At 52.8% G+C, this 18,175-nt stretch carries 23 protein-coding genes; 14 read left to right on the top strand and 9 right to left on the bottom strand.

Annotation, left to right across the window (positions count from 1 at the left end; genetic code table 11):
* Window positions 1–6: 6 nt before the first annotated feature.
* Window positions 7–714 carry a CTP synthase gene (locus CKK19_RS18980; protein ID WP_022647780.1) on the bottom strand — a complete coding sequence of 236 codons (708 nt, stop codon included), beginning with the start codon at window positions 712–714 and terminating at the stop codon, window positions 7–9.
* 150 nt (window positions 715–864) lie between these two features.
* Here CKK19_RS18980 and CKK19_RS18975 point away from each other — a divergent pair, with 150 nt between their 5' ends.
* A complete protein-coding gene (locus CKK19_RS18975) occupies window positions 865–1,209 on the top strand; it encodes a DUF488 domain-containing protein (RefSeq protein WP_022647779.1) in 345 nt (114 codons plus the stop codon).
* Here CKK19_RS18975 and CKK19_RS18970 read toward each other — a convergent pair whose 3' ends face one another.
* Together CKK19_RS18970 and CKK19_RS18965 are read right to left on the bottom strand one after the other, a co-directional pair.
* Entirely contained in the window at window positions 1,210–1,515 is a 306-nt protein-coding gene (locus CKK19_RS18970; RefSeq protein ID WP_022647778.1) for a hypothetical protein, read from the bottom strand.
* Between the two features lie 80 nt (window positions 1,516–1,595).
* Complete coding sequence (locus CKK19_RS18965) at window positions 1,596–1,850, bottom strand: DUF333 domain-containing protein (protein WP_022647777.1); 255 nt, start codon at window positions 1,848–1,850, stop codon at window positions 1,596–1,598.
* A 313-nt stretch (window positions 1,851–2,163) separates the two neighbouring features.
* On the opposite strand from CKK19_RS18965, the gene CKK19_RS18960 reads away from it, so the two are divergent.
* Genes CKK19_RS18960 through yoaJ form a run of 3 tightly spaced genes read left to right on the top strand, consistent with a single transcriptional unit; the run spans window position 2,164 to window position 3,411 of the window.
* A complete protein-coding gene (locus CKK19_RS18960; RefSeq protein ID WP_063853824.1) occupies window positions 2,164–3,192 on the top strand; it encodes a sensor domain-containing diguanylate cyclase in 1,029 nt (342 codons plus the stop codon).
* A 45-nt stretch (window positions 3,193–3,237) separates the two neighbouring features.
* Complete coding sequence (locus tag CKK19_RS18955; protein WP_015570793.1) at window positions 3,238–3,336, top strand: YoaK family small membrane protein; 99 nt, start codon at window positions 3,238–3,240, stop codon at window positions 3,334–3,336.
* Window positions 3,337–3,411, top strand: a complete 75-nt coding sequence (gene yoaJ, locus CKK19_RS25450) for a protein YoaJ (protein WP_071785224.1) — start codon at window positions 3,337–3,339, stop codon at window positions 3,409–3,411. It abuts the gene before it with no gap.
* 53 nt (window positions 3,412–3,464) lie between these two features.
* Here the strand turns inward: yoaJ and CKK19_RS18945 are convergent, their stop codons facing one another.
* Window positions 3,465–3,713 (bottom strand): GlsB/YeaQ/YmgE family stress response membrane protein, encoded by a 249-nt coding sequence (locus CKK19_RS18945; protein WP_022647775.1) that lies wholly within the window; start codon window positions 3,711–3,713, stop codon window positions 3,465–3,467.
* 370 nt (window positions 3,714–4,083) lie between these two features.
* Between CKK19_RS18945 and yncL the strand changes: the two genes are divergently transcribed.
* Both yncL and CKK19_RS18935 read left to right on the top strand, forming a co-directional pair.
* Complete coding sequence (yncL, locus tag CKK19_RS18940) at window positions 4,084–4,176, top strand: stress response membrane protein YncL (RefSeq protein ID WP_071524166.1); 93 nt, start codon at window positions 4,084–4,086, stop codon at window positions 4,174–4,176.
* A 123-nt stretch (window positions 4,177–4,299) separates the two neighbouring features.
* Window positions 4,300–5,799: a cyclic diguanylate phosphodiesterase gene (locus tag CKK19_RS18935; RefSeq protein WP_063853823.1), complete on the top strand. Its 1,500-nt coding sequence runs from the start codon at window positions 4,300–4,302 to the stop codon at window positions 5,797–5,799.
* Window positions 5,800–5,803: 4 nt separating this feature from the next.
* Here the strand turns inward: CKK19_RS18935 and CKK19_RS18930 are convergent, their stop codons facing one another.
* Both CKK19_RS18930 and icd read right to left on the bottom strand, forming a co-directional pair.
* The gene (locus CKK19_RS18930; RefSeq protein WP_022647773.1) at window positions 5,804–6,049 is read right to left on the bottom strand and encodes a DUF2543 family protein; all 246 of its coding nucleotides are present in this window, start codon (window positions 6,047–6,049) and stop codon (window positions 5,804–5,806) included.
* 76 nt (window positions 6,050–6,125) lie between these two features.
* Entirely contained in the window at window positions 6,126–7,376 is a 1,251-nt protein-coding gene (gene icd / locus CKK19_RS18925; protein ID WP_003857898.1) for an NADP-dependent isocitrate dehydrogenase, read from the bottom strand.
* Between the two features lie 117 nt (window positions 7,377–7,493).
* Here icd and rluE point away from each other — a divergent pair, with 117 nt between their 5' ends.
* Genes rluE through purB form a run of 5 tightly spaced genes read left to right on the top strand, consistent with a single transcriptional unit; the run spans window position 7,494 to window position 11,829 of the window.
* On the top strand, window positions 7,494–8,156 hold the full coding sequence (gene rluE / locus CKK19_RS18920) for a 23S rRNA pseudouridine(2457) synthase RluE (RefSeq protein ID WP_063853822.1): 663 nt from the start codon (window positions 7,494–7,496) through the stop codon (window positions 8,154–8,156).
* Window positions 8,156–8,629, top strand: a complete 474-nt coding sequence (locus CKK19_RS18915) for an NUDIX hydrolase (RefSeq protein ID WP_038415864.1) — start codon at window positions 8,156–8,158, stop codon at window positions 8,627–8,629. Before rluE ends, CKK19_RS18915 begins: the two co-directional genes overlap by 1 nt.
* A gap of 40 nt (window positions 8,630–8,669) precedes the next feature.
* Window positions 8,670–9,782, top strand: a complete 1,113-nt coding sequence (gene mnmA / locus CKK19_RS18910; protein WP_032103856.1) for a tRNA 2-thiouridine(34) synthase MnmA — start codon at window positions 8,670–8,672, stop codon at window positions 9,780–9,782.
* Window positions 9,783–9,809: 27 nt separating this feature from the next.
* Window positions 9,810–10,439: a high frequency lysogenization protein HflD gene (gene hflD, locus CKK19_RS18905; protein WP_006809213.1), complete on the top strand. Its 630-nt coding sequence runs from the start codon at window positions 9,810–9,812 to the stop codon at window positions 10,437–10,439.
* Window positions 10,440–10,458: 19 nt separating this feature from the next.
* Window positions 10,459–11,829, top strand: a complete 1,371-nt coding sequence (purB, locus tag CKK19_RS18900) for an adenylosuccinate lyase (RefSeq protein WP_063147583.1) — start codon at window positions 10,459–10,461, stop codon at window positions 11,827–11,829.
* Window positions 11,830–11,913: 84 nt separating this feature from the next.
* Here purB and CKK19_RS18895 read toward each other — a convergent pair whose 3' ends face one another.
* Complete coding sequence (locus CKK19_RS18895; RefSeq protein WP_022647769.1) at window positions 11,914–12,306, bottom strand: hypothetical protein; 393 nt, start codon at window positions 12,304–12,306, stop codon at window positions 11,914–11,916.
* Between the two features lie 475 nt (window positions 12,307–12,781).
* On the opposite strand from CKK19_RS18895, the gene phoP reads away from it, so the two are divergent.
* The 3 genes from phoP to CKK19_RS18880 all read left to right on the top strand — a co-directional run bounded on the left by phoP (window position 12,782) and on the right by CKK19_RS18880 (window position 16,130).
* Window positions 12,782–13,453 carry a two-component system response regulator PhoP gene (gene phoP / locus CKK19_RS18890; RefSeq protein WP_026094318.1) on the top strand — a complete coding sequence of 224 codons (672 nt, stop codon included), beginning with the start codon at window positions 12,782–12,784 and terminating at the stop codon, window positions 13,451–13,453.
* Window positions 13,454–14,917 (top strand): two-component system sensor histidine kinase PhoQ, encoded by a 1,464-nt coding sequence (phoQ, locus tag CKK19_RS18885; RefSeq protein WP_022647768.1) that lies wholly within the window; start codon window positions 13,454–13,456, stop codon window positions 14,915–14,917.
* A gap of 91 nt (window positions 14,918–15,008) precedes the next feature.
* Window positions 15,009–16,130 (top strand): cupin domain-containing protein, encoded by a 1,122-nt coding sequence (locus CKK19_RS18880; protein WP_022647767.1) that lies wholly within the window; start codon window positions 15,009–15,011, stop codon window positions 16,128–16,130.
* A gap of 92 nt (window positions 16,131–16,222) precedes the next feature.
* Here CKK19_RS18880 and CKK19_RS18875 read toward each other — a convergent pair whose 3' ends face one another.
* Both CKK19_RS18875 and pepT read right to left on the bottom strand, forming a co-directional pair.
* Complete coding sequence (locus tag CKK19_RS18875; protein ID WP_023305882.1) at window positions 16,223–16,714, bottom strand: REP-associated tyrosine transposase; 492 nt, start codon at window positions 16,712–16,714, stop codon at window positions 16,223–16,225.
* A gap of 97 nt (window positions 16,715–16,811) precedes the next feature.
* Entirely contained in the window at window positions 16,812–18,035 is a 1,224-nt protein-coding gene (pepT, locus tag CKK19_RS18870) for a peptidase T (RefSeq protein ID WP_032624465.1), read from the bottom strand.
* Window positions 18,036–18,175 lie beyond the last annotated feature (140 nt).

Raw genomic sequence — 18,175 nt, 5'->3', positions numbered from 1 at the left:
CTTTTTTTATCCCTGCGCCGCCCGCAGCATGGCCTGTACCAGCACCACCGGGCGCCCTTGAAGCGCAGCCCGCTCATGCTGGAACAGGGTGATGACAAAGAAAGGATGGGTCAGCAGCTCTGCCGCGCGGATCTCGCCCTGCTCGTCCCAGCCCGTTACGCGCATGTCGCCCCGCTCAAGCTGGCTGGCAAACTCAGACGAGACGCCGTAATTGCAGTGATAACCTTCCTGAATTTCCGGCTTGCCGTACGCTTTGGCAATCAGCGTGTTGTTCCGCAGCTCAATCGCGTCGGTTTTTTCCACCAGCGAGCAGGCCAGCGGCGCAATCACCATCCTCCCCTCGGTATCGGTTTCGGCATGGCCTGCATCGTGCCAGCCCAGCACATTACGGGCATACTCAATCAGCGCGTGCTGGAACCCGCCGCAGGTGCCGAGAAAAGGGATGCTGTTCTCACGCGCGTAACGCGCGGCAATAAACGCCGCCTCGGTGTTTTTATACGGGCTTGCCGGTACCAGCCAGATGGCATCATACCCGACCAGGTCTTCGGGGTTGGTCAGCTCAGGCGTGGCGAGCCAGTCATAATCAGCGGTGAGATCCAGAACCGCAGCGGCGTCGTCAATCGCCAGCGGGATCGCCTGGTGCGCAATAACATCGGGATTGTAATCACCAACCAGCGCAATGCGCAGCGTCGTTTTAACCGGGGAGAGTTCCATGAGAGATTCCTTATGCCGGAGGATTTTCAGATAACATAAGGAACCTCAGACTACCGATCTTTTGCAATTATCACAATACCTTAAATTGGGTGGTTAAACGCCGGGTGCTATAGTGTTCTTGCCGAACGTCGCACGGTAGGAGGAAAACGGATGATTCAATGTAAGCGCGTCTATGAACAGGCAACGTCAGACGATGGTTACCGGGTGCTGGTAGACAGACTCTGGCCGCGAGGGATAAAAAAGACCGACCTCGCCTGTGATGAGTGGTGTAAAGCGCTAACGCCGTCCAGCGAACTGCGGAAAGCCTTTCACAGTGAAACGATCGATTTCACCGCGTTCAGTGAAGCCTATCGTAAAGAGCTGGCGCAGCAGCAGGATGAAGGCAAACGCCTGGCGGCCCTCGCCCGACAGCAGACCGTGACGCTACTCTATGGGGCGAAAAATACGGAGCAGAATCACGCGCGGGTACTGGCGGACTGGCTGCGTGAACTGTGATTAACCGATTGCCAGCTCATCCACGTTGTGTGGCATCTCGTCGGGAGTAAGCGGCATCAAATGTTCCGGGCGAACAAACGCAAAACCGTGCTGATTATCAAAGGCGTAAACATCACCGGTGACCAGCCACAGCGCACGCGCTGATGTATCAGGTAATTGCGTCATGACGCCGTTAACCGGGTTCACAAAACGCTGGCCCGGCTGACAAAGGCCAAACAGCTCCACGGATTTACCGATATTTCGACGGCCCGCCGTCGTACGCGCACCCACAATTATCGCCATGCTGCCCGGTTTTAACTGAAACATACTTCTTCTCGCAAACGTACCGCCAGAAACTGGCTAAGAATAATCCTAAAGAGAAGTGTATCGCAGTTTTATTGCCGTTGTCATCTGGTCGGTTGCGGATGATCGCGGCGGTAGAGATCCCATTCATCGATCACTTCCCCGCCTGGCAATTTACACTCGGTACGTACACCCTGCGGGCTTTGAACAGGGATTTGCTCTCCCCCTTTTTCCAGACAGTACACTGACGCCGGATTTGCCATACCAATAGCGTGCGGCGGTTGAGGCGCATCGGGAGGAGGTGTCTTTGTTGAGCATGCGGCCAGCGGTAAAACCAGCGCCAGGAGAAGATATTTCATTATCATGATCCTTCAGGGTGTTGAAAACGTCAGAGTAACGGGTCATCGCCGTTTTCTCCATGATTTCTCCATTAAACCTGCACGATTCATCCCTATAGTGGTGTCTGTTCTCACTCTGACCAGAGAACATCATTCCGTAATCAAGATGTTTTGCCCCGATCTCAACATCGGGGCTTTTTTTTAGCCTCTCCTTCATCCGCTTTCAGAAGAATCTATAAAATTAATCCAGTTCATGTTTTACTATGACCGGAGTCTATATTTTCAGCATAACATGCAGATACAGAGGTCTTCTGCATGGGAGTCAACCTGCCTCATGTCAGATATCATTCTTGCCCGTGTTTCAGAAACCCTCTCCACCGAGCAATCTCTCGACAGTCTAGTGCGTCATCTACTGGAAATGCTGGAAATTGTGACGGATATGGAATCAACCTACCTGACCAAAATCGATATCAACGCGCGTTTGCAGCACATTTTATATGCCCGTAACAGCAAGCAAATGCAGATCCCGGAAGGGTTCAGCGTGCCCTGGGACGAAACGCTCTGTAAGCGCGCCATGGATAGCGACACCTTGTTCAGTAACGAGGTGCCCGACCGCTGGCCGGAGTGTGAAGCGGCAAAAGCACTGGGTATTACAACCTATATGAGCGTGCCGGTTCACCTGGCTGACGGTTCTCTGTACGGCACGCTTTGCGCTGCCAGCACCGCACAGAAACAGTTCAGCGAGCGTGGCGAGCAGGTGATCAGGCTCTTTGCCGGGTTAATTGGTCAGTACATTCAGAAAGAGTCGCTTGTGCTTCAGCTTCGTGAAGCAAATGCGGCGCTCATTGCCCACTCTTACACCGACGCCCTTACCGGCCTGCCGAATCGTCGCGCCATTTTTGAAAACCTTAGCACCCTGTTCTCACTGGCGCGCCATCTTAACCGCAACGTCATGATTGCCTTTATTGATCTCGATGATTTCAAGCGAATCAATGATCAGTACGGTCATGAAGCGGGCGATCGGTTCCTCGTTCAGGTCGGCAATCGACTGACTCACCAGCAAACGCAGGACGAAATTATCGGCCGGCTCGGCGGCGATGAATTTCTGGTTGCCAGCCTGAGTCACAGCGATGATGGCGACGCCAGCACAGAGGTCAACGCTATCAAAACCCGCCTCAACGGCCGTATCGCGGGTGAATATGGGTTAGGTAATGTCACTATTCTCTATCCCGGTGCAAGCTATGGCGTCGTTATTGTTGATCCTCACTGCACAGATGAAGATAGTGCCCTGCGCACCGCAGACCTCGCGATGTATCAGGATAAAAAAGGAAAAAACAAAACAGGCTTTGTCGCGTTAGATTAAAACCGTACACTCTACGGCCTTATACAAACTCAAACAGGTGATGGCATGAGAATAGGGATCCTCTTTCCGGTGGTTATTTTTATCACGGCAGTAGTGTTTTTAGGCTGGTTTTTCCTTGGCGGTTACGCCGCGCCGGGGGCATAAATGAGAAAAACGACCCTCATCATGCTGATTGTCGCCATCGTGGCCGTCGCCGGTACGCAGTTAGGCTGGTGGTAACGCCCAAAGTAAAAAGGCCGCCCTCAGGCAGCCTTTTTTAACACAGGTCAGATTTAGCTTTTGATTTTTCTGTAGATAAACAGAACAACCAGCGCGCCAATCACCGCGACGACAAAGCTGCCGAAGTTGAAGCCATCAACTCTGCCAAAGCCGAACAGGGTACTGATCCAGCCACCGACGACTGCACCCACAATCCCCAGAACGATCGTGACGATGAAACCGCCGCCATCTTTGCCCGGCATAATCCACTTCGCCAGGATCCCCGCAATCAGCCCAAAGATAATCCAGGATAAAATTCCCATAGCTTTCCTCTCTGTATGGTTTTTGTCATTAAATCAACGACACAGAAAAGGATAGCACAGGATCTGAGAAAGGAAATTTGTGATAAGAATCACACGGTTCGTTTGAGTAAAATCTGAGCAATAAAAATTGCCGTTCCACACTCATCGTGGGGTTGCATCTTTTACTGAGAAAGATTATCTTTCTCATTACTGAATAGTTGATCAAATCACTCAGGTATTCAGTACGACATTGCTCACATTGCTTCCAGTATTTCTTGCCCACTTTTTAGTGGGCTTTTTTTTGCCTCACCCCACCAAAATCTGGCGTTTTTTCCCAGGAGGTGAACCGCTATTCTCTGTGGCTACTGAACAGCAAAGTGAATCTGATAACATGAACGTATCGAGCAAGTTCGTCATCTGCCTTAATCTTGTTTCTGCCAGTACGCTACTGTTACTGCTCTCAACACGGTTTGAGTGGTTCTGAGATGTAATGAGTCGGCATGGTGGCTTTCCTTTCAATCACGTGCGGGCTTAACGCGCATACTTGTAGCTTTAATGACCTGTGTTAAGATCCCTGCACCTCAGGACGTGGCGGGACAGCAGGAAAATGAACAAGGCCATTGCCGTTGCTATCATCTCAACCTTTATGGTCGTCCTGTCGCTGTATGCGGTTAACGCCATTATCGTTGAGCAGCAAAAGGACCGGCAGAGGGAGATCTCCCACACGCTCTTACGCTATTCCGAAGACTTGACGCAAAATATCGCCAGTACGCTTAAAAATACCTCCGCGAAGGGATGCGATAACGCCAGCCTGAACGTCTACCGTAATTTAAAGATGCAGAGTCTCTATTTCGCCGATGTGGGGTTTATTGAAAATGGGAAAATTACCTGCACCGCATTTTGGGGCAAGCTGGCAAATCCCATCGCCCTTCCCTCTGAGCTTCACAACACCCTGAACGGATTCAGTCTGGCGCAATTTTCACAGAAAGATTTTTTTGTAGGCAATGCGACAATTTATAACCATCTTATTATCTTCACATCACGTTCAGCCTACGATAAATTCTCTCCGGTCACCGCCAACTATTCACTTCGTTCTACCACGAAAGATTTCGACCGAACCTTTTTTACCGTTACGTCACCTACAGAAAACCTTAGCCGCTTGTCGTCACTGTTATTCACACAGACCGTGACGCAGTGCAGCACGCGCTGGGATTTGTGTGTTACCGTCACCCACCACAATGCCGGACTGGCATCGCTCTCCCGCGTAGTGATGGTGCTCCTGTGCCTGTTTTTATACTTTATCTGGGTATCCCTGACGCTGTTTTCTCTTCGACTTTATGAAGATCGACTTTCTCTTGAGCGAACGCTGGTCAAGGCGGTGATAGCGAATACTATCAGCGTTCATTTTCAGCCCATAATTCGGGTTGCTGATAAGAAAATCGTCGGGGTTGAAGTCTTATCAAGATGGCAGGATAACAATCACAAAGAGGTTTCTCCTGAGCTGTTTATCCCGTTAATTAAAAAAATTGGTCTGTATAACGTTTATTATCAGAACATGATAAAGAAATCCCTGGCGGAAATTGCCGGGCTGGCGGCCGAACATCAGTTAATGATTTCACTGAACGTTGGCCGGACGGAAATTGAAGACGGCAAATTTCTGGCGGTATTACGTCATGCATGCTTAGAGAACGCTATTCCCTTATCGTTAATCAAAGTTGAGGTATCCGAGAATGGCGTTTCCACCTCGGCCATCCTTGAAGAGTTTTGTGAGGATCTTAAATCGGCAGGCGTCAAAATTTCAATAGACGATTTTGGCGTGCAAAACTCTAATCTGGCAAGGCTGTCCAATCTCAAATATGACGAAATCAAAGTGGATAAGTCGTTAGTGGATGGCATCAACGAGCATTATAAACAGGATATCCTGGTGATCTTTAGCGACGCGCTCGCTAAACTGCACAAAACCCTGGTGTTTGAGGGAGTCGAAAGCGAAACGCAATATCAGTTCATCGCGCAGAGATACCCCGATGCCCTCGTGCAAGGCTGGTACTTTTCAAAATCACTAACCCGGCACGACCTCGCCAGCCTGCTGGCTTACTCAGCGCGATGAAGCGTTATTCATTGCCCCATTGATTCAGGAAGTTCGCAATATCGTCAATGCGCGCTTCATCTATCTCCGCCTGGACAGCCATCTCCCGCTGCGCCTCTTCACTGATTTCCTCATTGTTGTATAAGCGAGTGAGCAGCAGCTGAAAATAGTGTGCCAGTGGCGTACGCTCTGCCTCTTCTGGCGGTTTTGCCGTTTCAGTCGCATACTCGTCGACGATGTCATAATACTTGAGCGGGATATCATGGGTCATAGCGTTGTTTTCCGTCTTGTGTGCATAAAAAACGGGAACCCTCAGGCTCCCGTTGTCATTTAACCCAGCGAGTGGATTACATGTTCGCGATAATCGCGTCGCCAAACTCTGAGCATTTCAGAAGTTTAGCGCCTTCCATCAGACGTTCAAAGTCATAGGTGACGGTTTTGGCGTTAATCGCGCCTTCCATACCCTTAACGATCAGGTCTGCGGCTTCGAACCATTCCATATGACGCAGCATCATCTCTGCGGACAGAATGATAGAGCCTGGGTTGACTTTGTCCTGGCCTGCATATTTCGGTGCAGTACCGTGAGTTGCTTCAAACAGGGCGCACTCGTCACCGATGTTCGCGCCCGGGGCGATACCGATACCACCGACCTGCGCTGCCAGCGCATCAGAGATGTAGTCGCCGTTCAGGTTCATACAGGCGATCACGTCATATTCAGCAGGACGCAGCAGGATCTGTTGCAGGAACGCATCGGCGATCACATCTTTAATGATGATCTCTTTACCGGTGTTCGGGTTTTTAATTTTCTGCCATGGGCCGCCGTCGATCAGTTCACCGCCGAACTCTTCGGTCGCCAGCTGGTAGCCCCAGTCTTTGAACGCGCCTTCGGTGAACTTCATGATATTGCCTTTGTGAACCAGGGTCACAGAGTCACGATCGTTGGTGATAGCGTATTCGATGGCGGCACGCACCAGACGCTTGGTCCCTTCTTCGGAGCACGGCTTGATGCCGATGCCGCAATGCTCAGGGAAGCGAATTTTCTTCACGCCCATCTCTTCGCGCAGGAATTTAATCACTTTTTCTGCATCAGCAGAATCCGCTTTCCATTCGATACCGGCGTAGATGTCTTCAGAGTTTTCACGGAAGATGACCATGTCGGTCAGTTCCGGGTGCTTAACCGGGCTTGGAGTGCCCTGGTAGTAACGCACCGGACGCAGACACACATACAGATCCAGTTCCTGACGCAGCGCCACGTTCAGGGAGCGAATGCCGCCGCCAACTGGCGTGGTCAGAGGGCCTTTGATAGCAACGCGATAGTCGCGGATCAGGTCCAGCGTTTCGGCTGGCAGCCAGACGTCCTGGCCATAAACTTGAGTCGATTTTTCACCGGTGTAAATTTCCATCCAGGAAATTTTACGCTCGCCTTTGTAGGCTTTCTCAACAGCGGCATCAACCACTTTCAGCATTGCCGGGGTAACGTCTACACCGATACCGTCACCTTCGATGAACGGAATAATCGGGTTGTGAGGAACGTTAATCTTGCCGTTTTGCAGGGTGATCTTTTTACCTTCCGCCGGAACAACTACTTTGCTTTCCATTAACCTCTCCTTCGAGCGCTTCTGGTTGTTACTGATCTTATGTTAATAAATTGTAATGAGCCTTCCGATAGTACCTGATTGTCCGACGCCATGAAAGGTCTTCGTTATTAGGCTATAATGCGGCAATTGATAGAGCCTGAAAATACCATGAAGAAAACTTCTTTTAGAAAACACCGGGTTGAGCGATTCAGCTCACGACAAGCCACCAGAAGAACGCCAGAACCCCAGCCAACGCGGGTCATACTGTTCAATAAACCCTATGATGTATTGCCGCAGTTTACCGACGAGGCCGGGCGCAGCACGCTGAAGGATTTTATCCCCGTTCAGGGGGTCTACGCGGCCGGGCGTCTGGATCGCGACAGCGAGGGGCTGCTGGTGCTTACCAATGACGGCGTGCTCCAGGCCAGGCTTACTCAGCCGGGCAAACGTACCGGAAAAATTTACTATGTGCAGGTTGAAGGCGAGCCGGACGACGCGTCGCTGGCAAAGCTGCGCAACGGCGTAACGCTGAACGATGGTCCTACCCTGCCAGCTGGTATTGAGCGCGTGAATGAACCCGAGTGGCTGTGGCCGCGCAACCCGCCGATTCGTGAGCGCAAATCGATTCCCACCAGCTGGCTTAAAATCACCCTTTATGAAGGCCGCAACCGACAGGTCAGGCGCATGACTGCGCATGTGGGCTTCCCTACCCTGCGACTCATTCGCTACGCCATGGGCAGCTACACGCTGGACTCGCTGGCAAACGGGGAATGGCGGGATGTTACCCCTAAGGAGAAATGATGTTTAAACCCCATGTTACGGTCGCCTGCGTGGTCCACGCGCAGGGGAAATTCCTTGTGGTGGAAGAGACCATCAACGGCAAAGCGCTTTGGAATCAGCCAGCCGGGCATCTTGAAGCCAACGAAACCTTATTGCAGGCAGCGAAACGCGAGCTCTGGGAAGAGACGGGTATCCGCGCCGAACCGCAGCACTTTATCCGTATGCATCAGTGGATAGCGCCTGACCAGACACCTTTCCTGCGCTTTTTATTCGCCGTTGAGCTTAACGAAACGTGCGCCACTGAACCGCACGACGACGATATCGATCGCTGCCTGTGGGTGACCGCAGACGAGATCATGAACGCGTCAAACCTGCGCTCGCCGCTGGTTGCGGAAAGCATCCGCTGCTGGCAGTCTGCGGCTCGCCTGCCGCTGGATGTCATTGCAGAATTTAACTGGCCGTTTACAGAGGGTGTCAATGGTGGGGGGGCGTGATAGAATACGCCGCCTTGAAGTTCAATGTCGTGAGTATTCCATGTCAGATAACAGCCAGAAAAAAGTGATCGTCGGCATGTCCGGCGGTGTCGATTCCTCCGTTTCCGCCTACCTGTTGCAGCAACAGGGCTATAAGGTGGAGGGCCTGTTCATGAAGAACTGGGAGGAAGACGATGGCGAGGAATACTGCACTGCCGCTGCGGATCTCGCCGATGCGCAGGCCGTGTGCGATAAGCTCGGCATCGAACTGCACACCGTTAACTTTGCCGCAGAATACTGGGACAACGTTTTTGAACTCTTCCTCGAAGAGTACAAAGCGGGCCGCACGCCAAACCCGGATATCCTGTGTAACAAAGAGATCAAATTCAAAGCCTTCCTGGAATTCGCCGCGGAAGACCTGGGCGCAGACTACATTGCGACCGGCCACTACGTGCGTCGCGCGGATGTGAATGGTAAAAGCCAGCTGCTGCGCGGTCTGGATGGCAATAAAGATCAGAGCTACTTCCTCTACACGCTGAGCCATGAACAGATTGCCCAAAGTCTGTTCCCGGTCGGCGAGCTTGAAAAGCCGGAAGTACGTAAGATTGCTGAAGATTTGGATCTGATCACCGCGAAGAAAAAAGACTCCACCGGTATCTGTTTTATCGGCGAGCGTAAATTCCGCGAGTTCCTGGGGCGCTACCTGCCTGCACAGCCGGGCAAAATCGTCACCGTTGACGGTGATGAGATTGGTCAGCACCAGGGGCTGATGTACCACACTCTCGGCCAGCGTAAAGGTCTGGGTATCGGCGGCACCAAAGAGGGCAGCGAAGATCCGTGGTACGTGGTCGACAAAGATGTCGAAAACAATATTCTGGTGGTGGCTCAGGGTCACGACCATCCGCGCCTGATGTCCGTTGGACTTATCGCGCAACAGCTGCACTGGGTCGATCGCGAGCCGCTGAAAGGCACGCTGCGCTGCACCGTGAAAACGCGCTACCGCCAGACGGACATCCCTTGCACCGTCACCGCACTGGATGACGATCGCATTGACGTGCGTTTCGACGAACCGGTTTCCGCCGTTACCCCTGGCCAGTCAGCTGTTTTCTACAGCGGCGAAATTTGCCTCGGCGGTGGGATCATTGAACAGCGCCTGCCGCTGCCTGCTGTTTAAACCGTTTGCACACATAAAGGAGACCGTGTGGCGAAGAACTATTACGACATCACCCTGGCGCTGGCGGGAATTTGCCAGTCAGCCCGTCTGGTGCAACAGCTGGCGCATCAGGGTCATTGCGACGCTGATGCCCTGCACGTTTCACTCAACAGCGTTATCGATCTTAACCCAGGCTCCACGCTGGGCGTCTTTGGCGGCAGTGAAACCAATCTTCGTCTCGGTCTTGAAACCCTGCTCGGCGTGCTCAACGCCAGCAACCGTCAGGGGTTGAACGCGGAACTGACCCGCTACACCTTAAGCCTGATGGTGCTGGAACGTAAGCTGAACGCGGCGAAAGGCGCAATGAATACCCTGGGCGATCGCATCGCCGGGCTACAGCGCCAGCTCGACCACTTTGACCTCCAGTCTGAGACCCTGCTGAGCGCGATGGCCGGTATCTACGTCGACGTAATTAGCCCGCTCGGCCCGCGTATTCAGGTCACCGGTTCGCCTGCCGTATTGCAAAGCCCACAGGTACAGGCGAAGGTACGCGCTTCGCTGCTGGCAGGCATCCGTGCCGCCGTGCTGTGGCAACAGGTCGGCGGTGGCCGCCTACAGCTCATGTTTTCTCGTCATCGCCTGACGACTCAGGCAAAACAAATTCTTGCTCATTGTTAACCTCCCGGAGTTGCGAATTATGGAATTATCCTCACTGACCGCCGTATCCCCTGTCGATGGACGCTACGGCGATAAAGTCAGCGCGCTGCGCGGGATCTTCAGCGAATATGGCCTGCTGAAGTTCCGTGTTCAGGTTGAAGTGCGCTGGCTGCAAAAGCTGGCCGCCCAGACAGCAATCAAGGAAGTTCCTGCTTTTGACGTAAAGGCAAACGATTACCTTGATAAAATCGTTGCTGAGTTCAGCGAAGAAGATGCCGCGCGTATTAAAACCATCGAACGCACCACCAACCACGACGTGAAAGCGGTTGAATACTTCCTGAAAGAGAAAGTGGCAAGCGTCCCTGCCCTGCACGCGGTATCTGAATTTATTCACTTCGCCTGTACCTCTGAAGATATTAACAACCTGTCTCACGCGCTGATGCTCTCTACCGCACGGAAAGAGGTGGTACTCCCTTACTGGCGTAAAATCATCGATGCGGTGAAAGCGCTGTCCGTGGAGTACCGCGATATTCCGCTGTTGTCCCGTACTCACGGCCAGCCAGCAACCCCATCCACCATGGGTAAAGAGATGGCGAACGTGGCGTACCGCATGGAACGCCAGTATCGTCAGCTGGAGCAGGTTGAGATCCTCGGCAAAATCAACGGCGCGGTGGGTAACTACAACGCCCACATTGCGGCGTACCCGGAAGTGGACTGGCACCAGTTCAGTGAAGAGTTCGTGACGTCTCTGGGGATCCAGTGGAACCCGTACACCACCCAGATTGAGCCGCACGACTACATCGCTGAGCTGTTTGACTGCATTGCGCGCTTCAACACCATCCTGATCGACTTCGATCGTGACGTCTGGGGCTACATCGCCCTGAACCACTTCAAGCAGAAGACCATCGCCGGGGAAATCGGTTCGTCCACCATGCCGCACAAAGTGAACCCAATCGACTTCGAAAACTCCGAAGGTAACCTGGGCCTGGCGAATGCCGTGTTGCAGCATATGGCGAGTAAGCTGCCGGTCTCCCGCTGGCAGCGCGACCTGACTGACTCCACGGTGCTGCGTAACCTGGGCGTGGGTATTGGCTACGCGCTGATCGCCTACCAGTCCACCCTGAAGGGTGTGAGCAAGCTGGAGGTGAACCGCGACCGTCTGCTGGACGAGCTGGATCACAACTGGGAAGTGCTGGCGGAGCCGATTCAGACCGTGATGCGTCGTTATGGCATCGAAAAACCGTACGAGAAACTCAAAGAGCTGACCCGCGGTAAACGCGTTGATGCTGAGGGTATGAAACAGTTTATCGATGGTCTGGCGCTGCCCGAAGAAGAAAAAGCGCGCCTGAAAGAGATGACCCCGGCAAACTATATTGGCCGCGCCATTACCATGGTTGACGAGCTGAAGTAATCTCCCTCCCCCTTTCCACCCGGAAAGGGGGCTGCTTTTCATCATCGTGTCGACGTTCACACCCCGTTACAGGCTCTGCCGGGATTACAACCTGTTGTCAGGCTGGTTGTTATTTTTCGCCGTGGAATAACTTTCCGGAATATATCGTTTTAAGCCGAACGGGCATAGCCTGAACTGGCACGGGGTCTCAACCGTGCATGGACGATCCATCTCCTGCCGGTTACCTGGACACGCGTTTTTCTGTTTGAACCCCATCCAGCCTATTGATGTATAGGGCATTGCCTGCGCTATCCATACCCTACGCCGCCGATCGTTAATCAGGATACCCTGGTTTGAGGTGGTGATGATTTCACCGGCACGAACGTAATAATCCCCTTTTAGCCAAAGGATATAATTCAGGCCATATTGTGTTTCAACTTTGCAAAAGATGGTTCCACTTTCCGGGCTCGCAATAGTCTCAACAACCTTCCATTCCATAGAATCCTCTTTACTCGCTATATTGCTGTTTTGTTGTGTAAAAATGCTGATTTTCTGGCACATCTTATGCAAATCTAATTTCGCACCATAAAATAAGCGTAGACAAAGACAGACATAGTGAGAACATCCTTACAAAAAAAAGGGCAATCTTTACAAAACTGGCGTGCCCGTTCTGTCAAAAAAGCGACTCGCCTTCAACCGTTCATAAACGGATGGATGTTTTATCCGGATTGCGGAAGCGTGCGAAAACAAGTCAGTTTATATTACCCGCGCCTTCTGGGGGCGTATGAGGCTTATGTGAGGTGGGTGGGCGATATGAAACAGGATCAGGTCAACATACTTAATAATCAGATGCCTGGGGTATTACCACCTGTCTTCGGAAGCATGAAAAAAATCATTTAATTTCATAACGCTGGTGTCAACCTGGATAATCAGCGTTAAACTATTCATACCATTTATAAAGGGAGAAATGATGATGCGCGTACTGGTTGTTGAGGATAACGCATTGCTACGTCATCACCTGAAAGTTCAACTTCAGGAGATGGGTCATCAGGTGGACGATGCTGAAGACGCAAAAGAGGCCGATTATTATCTCAATGAACACCTGCCGGACATCGCCATTGTCGATTTAGGGCTGCCGGATGAAGACGGATTATCTCTTATCCGCCGCTGGCGTAGCCATGACGTTTCCCTGCCGGTACTGGTGCTGACTGCTCGCGAAGGCTGGCAGGACAAGGTTGAAGTGTTGAGCGCAGGCGCAGATGACTACGTGACCAAACCCTTCCATATTGAAGAAGTCGCCGCGCGTATGCAGGCGCTGCTGCGCCGCAACAGCGGGCTGGCGTCACAGGTGATCTCTCTGCCGCCGTTCCAGGTGGATCTCTCCCGCCGCGAATTTTCAATAAATGATGAAGTAATCAAGCTGACCGCATTCGAATACACCATCATGGAAACGCTGATCCGTAACAACGGTAAAGTGGTGAGCAAAGATTCCCTGATGCTTCAGCTTTATCCGGATGCCGAACTGCGCGAAAGCCACACCATTGACGTGCTGATGGGCCGCCTGCGCAAAAAAATTCAGGCACAGTACCCGCACGACGTGATTACCACCGTGCGTGGTCAGGGCTACCTGTTCGAATTACGCTAAATGAAAGGGATTTTGCGCCACATTTTACCCCTTTCACTGCGGGTTCGCTTTCTGCTGGCAACCGCCGCCGTCGTGCTCGTGCTGTCCCTCTCTTACGGAATGGTGGCGTTGGTCGGGTACAGCGTAAGCTTCGATAAAACCACCTTCCGCCTGCTTCGCGGCGAAAGTAATCTGTTCTATACCCTGGCGAAATGGGAGAACAACCAAATCACCGTCGAGATGCCGGAAAACCTGAACCAGCAGAGCCCAACGCTGGCACTCATTTACGATGAAAAAGGAAAATTGCTGTGGGCGCAGCGCGACGTCCCCTGGCTGAAAAAGCGCATCCGTCCGGAATGGCTTAAAACCAATGGTTTTCACGAAATAGAAGCCGACCTCAACTCTACCAGCATCCTGCTGCGTGACGATCGGGCGTTACAGAACAAGCTCAATGAGATCCGCGCTGAAGATGACGACACGGAGATGACCCACTCGGTGGCCATCAACCTGTATCCCGCCACTCTGAACATGCCGCAGCTGACCATTGTAGTGATCGATACCATACCGGTTGAGCTAAAACGTTCGTATATGGTCTGGAACTGGTTCGTGTACGTTCTGGCTGCCAACCTGCTGCTTGTGATCCCTCTCCTGTGGGTTGCTGCTTGGTGGAGCCTCCGCCCGATTGAATCCCTTGCCAAAGAGGTGCGCGAGCTGGAGGAACATCACCGCGAGAAGCTTAACCCTGAAACTACGCGCGAACTGACCAGCCTGGTGCGCAACCTCAACCGCCTGCTGAAAAGCGAACGTGAACGTTACGACAAGTATCGCACGACGCTCACCGATCTTACGCACAGCCTGAAAACCCCGCTGGCAGTGATGCAAAGTACACTGCGTTCAATGCGCAGTTCGAAAATGAGCGTGGATGACGCCGAGCCGGTAATGCTGGAGCAAATCAGCCGTATTTCACAGCAGATTGGTTATTACCTGCACCGCGCGAGCATGCGTTCCGGAAGCGCCTTATTGAGCCGTGAACTGCACCCGGTAGCCCCACTGCTGGATAACCTCACCTCTGCGCTGAACAAGGTTTACCAGCGTAAAGGGGTAAACATCAGTCTGGATATCTCACCGGAAATAAGCTTTGTTGGCGAGAAGAATGACTTTATGGAAGTGATGGGAAATCTGCTCGATAACGCCTGCAAATATTGTCTGGAGTTTGTCGAGGTGTCCGCGCGCGTAACGGATAACGAACTGCATATTATCGTTGAGGATGATGGTCCTGGCATTCCCCATAATAAACGCGAAGTGGTATTCGATCGCGGTCAGCGCGCCGATACGCTGCGCCCGGGCCAGGGTGTCGGATTATCCGTCGCCCGGGAAATTGTCGATCAGTACGAGGGCAAGATTGAAACCGGCGAAAGTCTGCTGGGCGGTGCCCGTATGGAAGTCATTTTTGGCCGCCAACAGCCCGTATTGAACGATAGTTAACCCGAAATGTGAAAAATACGCGGATCTCGCAGCCAGGGGTCGGTGCTTCCGTTATAATCCGTCTCAGTAAGAGCCTGCGGAATACAAAAATATGGATTATCAATTAACGCTTAACTGGCCCGAATTTATTGAACGTTACTGGCAAAAACGCCCGGTCGTTCTTAAACGCGGGATCAGCAATTTTATCGACCCTATTTCTCCTGACGAACTCGCTGGTCTGGCGATGGAAAACGAGGTAGACAGCCGTCTGGTGAGCCATCAGGACGGGAAATGGCAGGTCAGCCACGGTCCCTTTGAAAGCTACGATCACCTGGGCGAAAGCAACTGGTCTTTACTGGTGCAGGCGGTCAACAACTGGCACGAACCCACCGCAGCCTTGATGCGTCCCTTCCGCGCCCTCCCAGACTGGCGAATGGACGATCTGATGATCTCCTTCTCTGTTCCCGGTGGCGGCGTGGGTCCGCATCTTGATCAGTACGACGTGTTTATCATTCAGGGTACCGGTCGCCGTCGCTGGCGAGTGGGTGAAAAAGTGCCAATGAAGCAGCACTGCCCGCACCCGGATCTGCTTCAGGTTGATCCGTTTGAAGGGATCATTGATGAAGAGCTGGAGCCAGGCGACATTCTGTATATCCCGCCAGGCTTCCCGCATGAAGGTTATTCCCTGGAAAACTCGCTAAACTATTCGGTTGGTTTCCGCGCGCCAAGCGGCCGCGAGATGATCAGCGGATTCGCTGACTATGTTTTACAGCGCGAGCTGGGCAGCCATCGTTACAGCGATCCGGATGTTCCGGCGCGTGAGCACCCGGCCGATATTCTGCCAGAGGAGCTGGATAAGCTGCGCGGTATGATGCTGGATCTGATCAACGAACCGGAGCACTTCAGACAGTGGTTTGGCGAGTTTATCAGCCAGTCGCGTCACGAACTGGACGTCGCACCGCCAGAGCCGCCGTATCAGGCAGATGAAATTTATGATGCCCTCCAGCAGGGCGATAAGCTGGTTCGTCTGGGCGGATTACGTGTATTGCGCATTGGCGAAGAGGTATTCGTCAACGGCGAGCGCCTGGACTCTCCACACCGTCCGGCACTGGAAGCGATTGCCAGCCATATGGTGCTGTCTGCGGATACCTTTGGCGACGCGCTGGACGATCCCTCCTTCCTCGCCATGCTGGCCGCGCTGGTTAACAGCGGGTACTGGTTTTTTGAGGACTGAGTCATGATGTTTGCCGGGTGGCGGCTACGCCTTACCCGGCCTACAAAAGCCGTTCCCGTAGGCCCGGTAAGCGATGCGCCACCGGGCTTTTTTTACTTCCGCTCCCCCGCCGCAAAATCCTCAATCTCACCCGCCCAGTCTGCCGGATATAACCCCTCCCGCACGTCCCGATGAAACGTTGAATAGGGCCAGTCGACGACTTTCCCGACATAGCCATGCTTCAGCGGATTGATGTAGACGTAATCCATATGCCGCCGGTAATCCTGTTCATTGCGAATGGTGTGTTCCCAGAAACGCGGTTGCCAGACGTGGCGCATCTCAATGTTGCGGCTAAACATTTTTTTGATGTCGCGCCAGCGCGCCGAAAAGTCACTGTCCCCTTCCGGTAAGGTCCAGATACAGTGCATATGTTCAGGCAGGATAACCCAGGCGTTAATGGTGAAGGGCTTCGCATGCTTAACCGTGGCGGTAGCGGAACGCAGGCTGTCGATGTAGCGGGTAAGTAAATCGCTCTGGCGGTTTTGCAGATTGACGGTGAAAAACCAGGTCCCACCGGGGATGTAGTGGCGGCGGTAGTTTGACATTGGCACTCCTTGCCCATTGCCCGGTGGCGCTTCGCTTACCGGGCCTACGATCGAAATGTAGGCCGGGTAAGGCGTAGCCGCCACCCGGCATGAAACATTACCGCTTCGCGGTTAACTCTGCTATCCGCACAATCACCTGCACCGCTTTTTCCATCCCTTCCAGCGTCACGAACTCATGCTTGCCGTGGTAGTTATATCCACCGGTAAACAGGTTCGGGCACGGCAGGCCCATAAATGACAGCTGCGAACCATCGGTTCCACCACGGATCGGTTTCATCACCGGCTCGATATCACAATCGCGCATCGCCTGCTGGGCGATATCAAGAATGTGCGGATGCTCCATCACCTTCTCGCGCATATTGTAATAGCTGTCTTCGATGATGAGCTCAATATAGCAATCCGGATGCAGCCCCTTGCCGACCTTTTTCGCGATCTCCATCATCTTACGCTTGCGCGCTTCAAAGGCTTTGCGGTCAAAATCGCGGACGATATAGTGCATCTGCGCGCTGTCCACGTTCCCCTTGATGCTGGTCAGATGATAAAAACCCTCATACCCTTCCGTCATCTCCGGGCTCTCTTCGGCAGGAACTTCCGCATGAATACGCGCAGCCAGCGACAGCGCATTCACCATCACCCCTTTCGCAGAGCCCGGGTGCACGTTATTCCCGACGATTTTGATCGTCACCGATGCCGCGTTAAAGTTTTCATACTCAAGTTCACCCACGCCGCCACCGTCGACGGTGTAGGCCCACTGAGCGTTAAACGCCTCGACGTCAAAATGTTTCGCGCCTTTTCCTACCTCTTCATCCGGCGTGAAGGCCACGCGGATATCGCCATGTGGGATATTTTTGCCCTTCAGCACCGCCAGCGCCGTCATGATCTCGGCGATACCCGCTTTGTCATCGGCCCCCAGCAAGGTTTTGCCGTCGGTGGTGATTAACGTCTGCCCCAGCAGCTGATGCAGTACCGGGAACATCACCGGCGACAGCACTTCGTCGCCAATGCCCAGCGCAATATCTCCGCCGCGGTAGTTTTCAACAATCTGCGGATTAACGTGTTTACCGCTAAAATCAGGTGAGGTATCGACATGAGAAATAAAGCCAATCGCCGGGATATCTCCCTCAACGTTGGCCGGCAGCGTTCCCATCACGGTCCCCTTTTCACTGAGCGTGACATCAACCAGCCCCATGGCCTCCAGCTGCTCTTTCAGCAGATTTAGCAGCTTCCACTGGCCTTCGGTGCTTGGCACCTGTCGGACCCCCGGCTTAGATTGGGTATCCAGCGAAACGTAATGTAAGAAACGCTCAAGTAGTTTATCCATGCAGTCACCCTCACTTTTTGTGACAACATTATCATTAAGCAGCAAAACGCAAATATTGCGTCAGGTCACTTTTATCCCGCAAACGAGAACTTTTTACGTTTATATCGTTCTGCGTTAATAAATGTAGCTTATGAATAAGT

Origin of the sequence: Enterobacter sp. CCUG 70166 (assembly GCF_020224095.1) — a bacterium.
GTDB classification, from domain to species: domain Bacteria; phylum Pseudomonadota; class Gammaproteobacteria; order Enterobacterales; family Enterobacteriaceae; genus Enterobacter; species Enterobacter intestinihominis.
The sequence above is the reverse complement of the archived record's forward strand: the minus strand, read 5'-3'. Positions and strand labels throughout refer to the sequence as shown.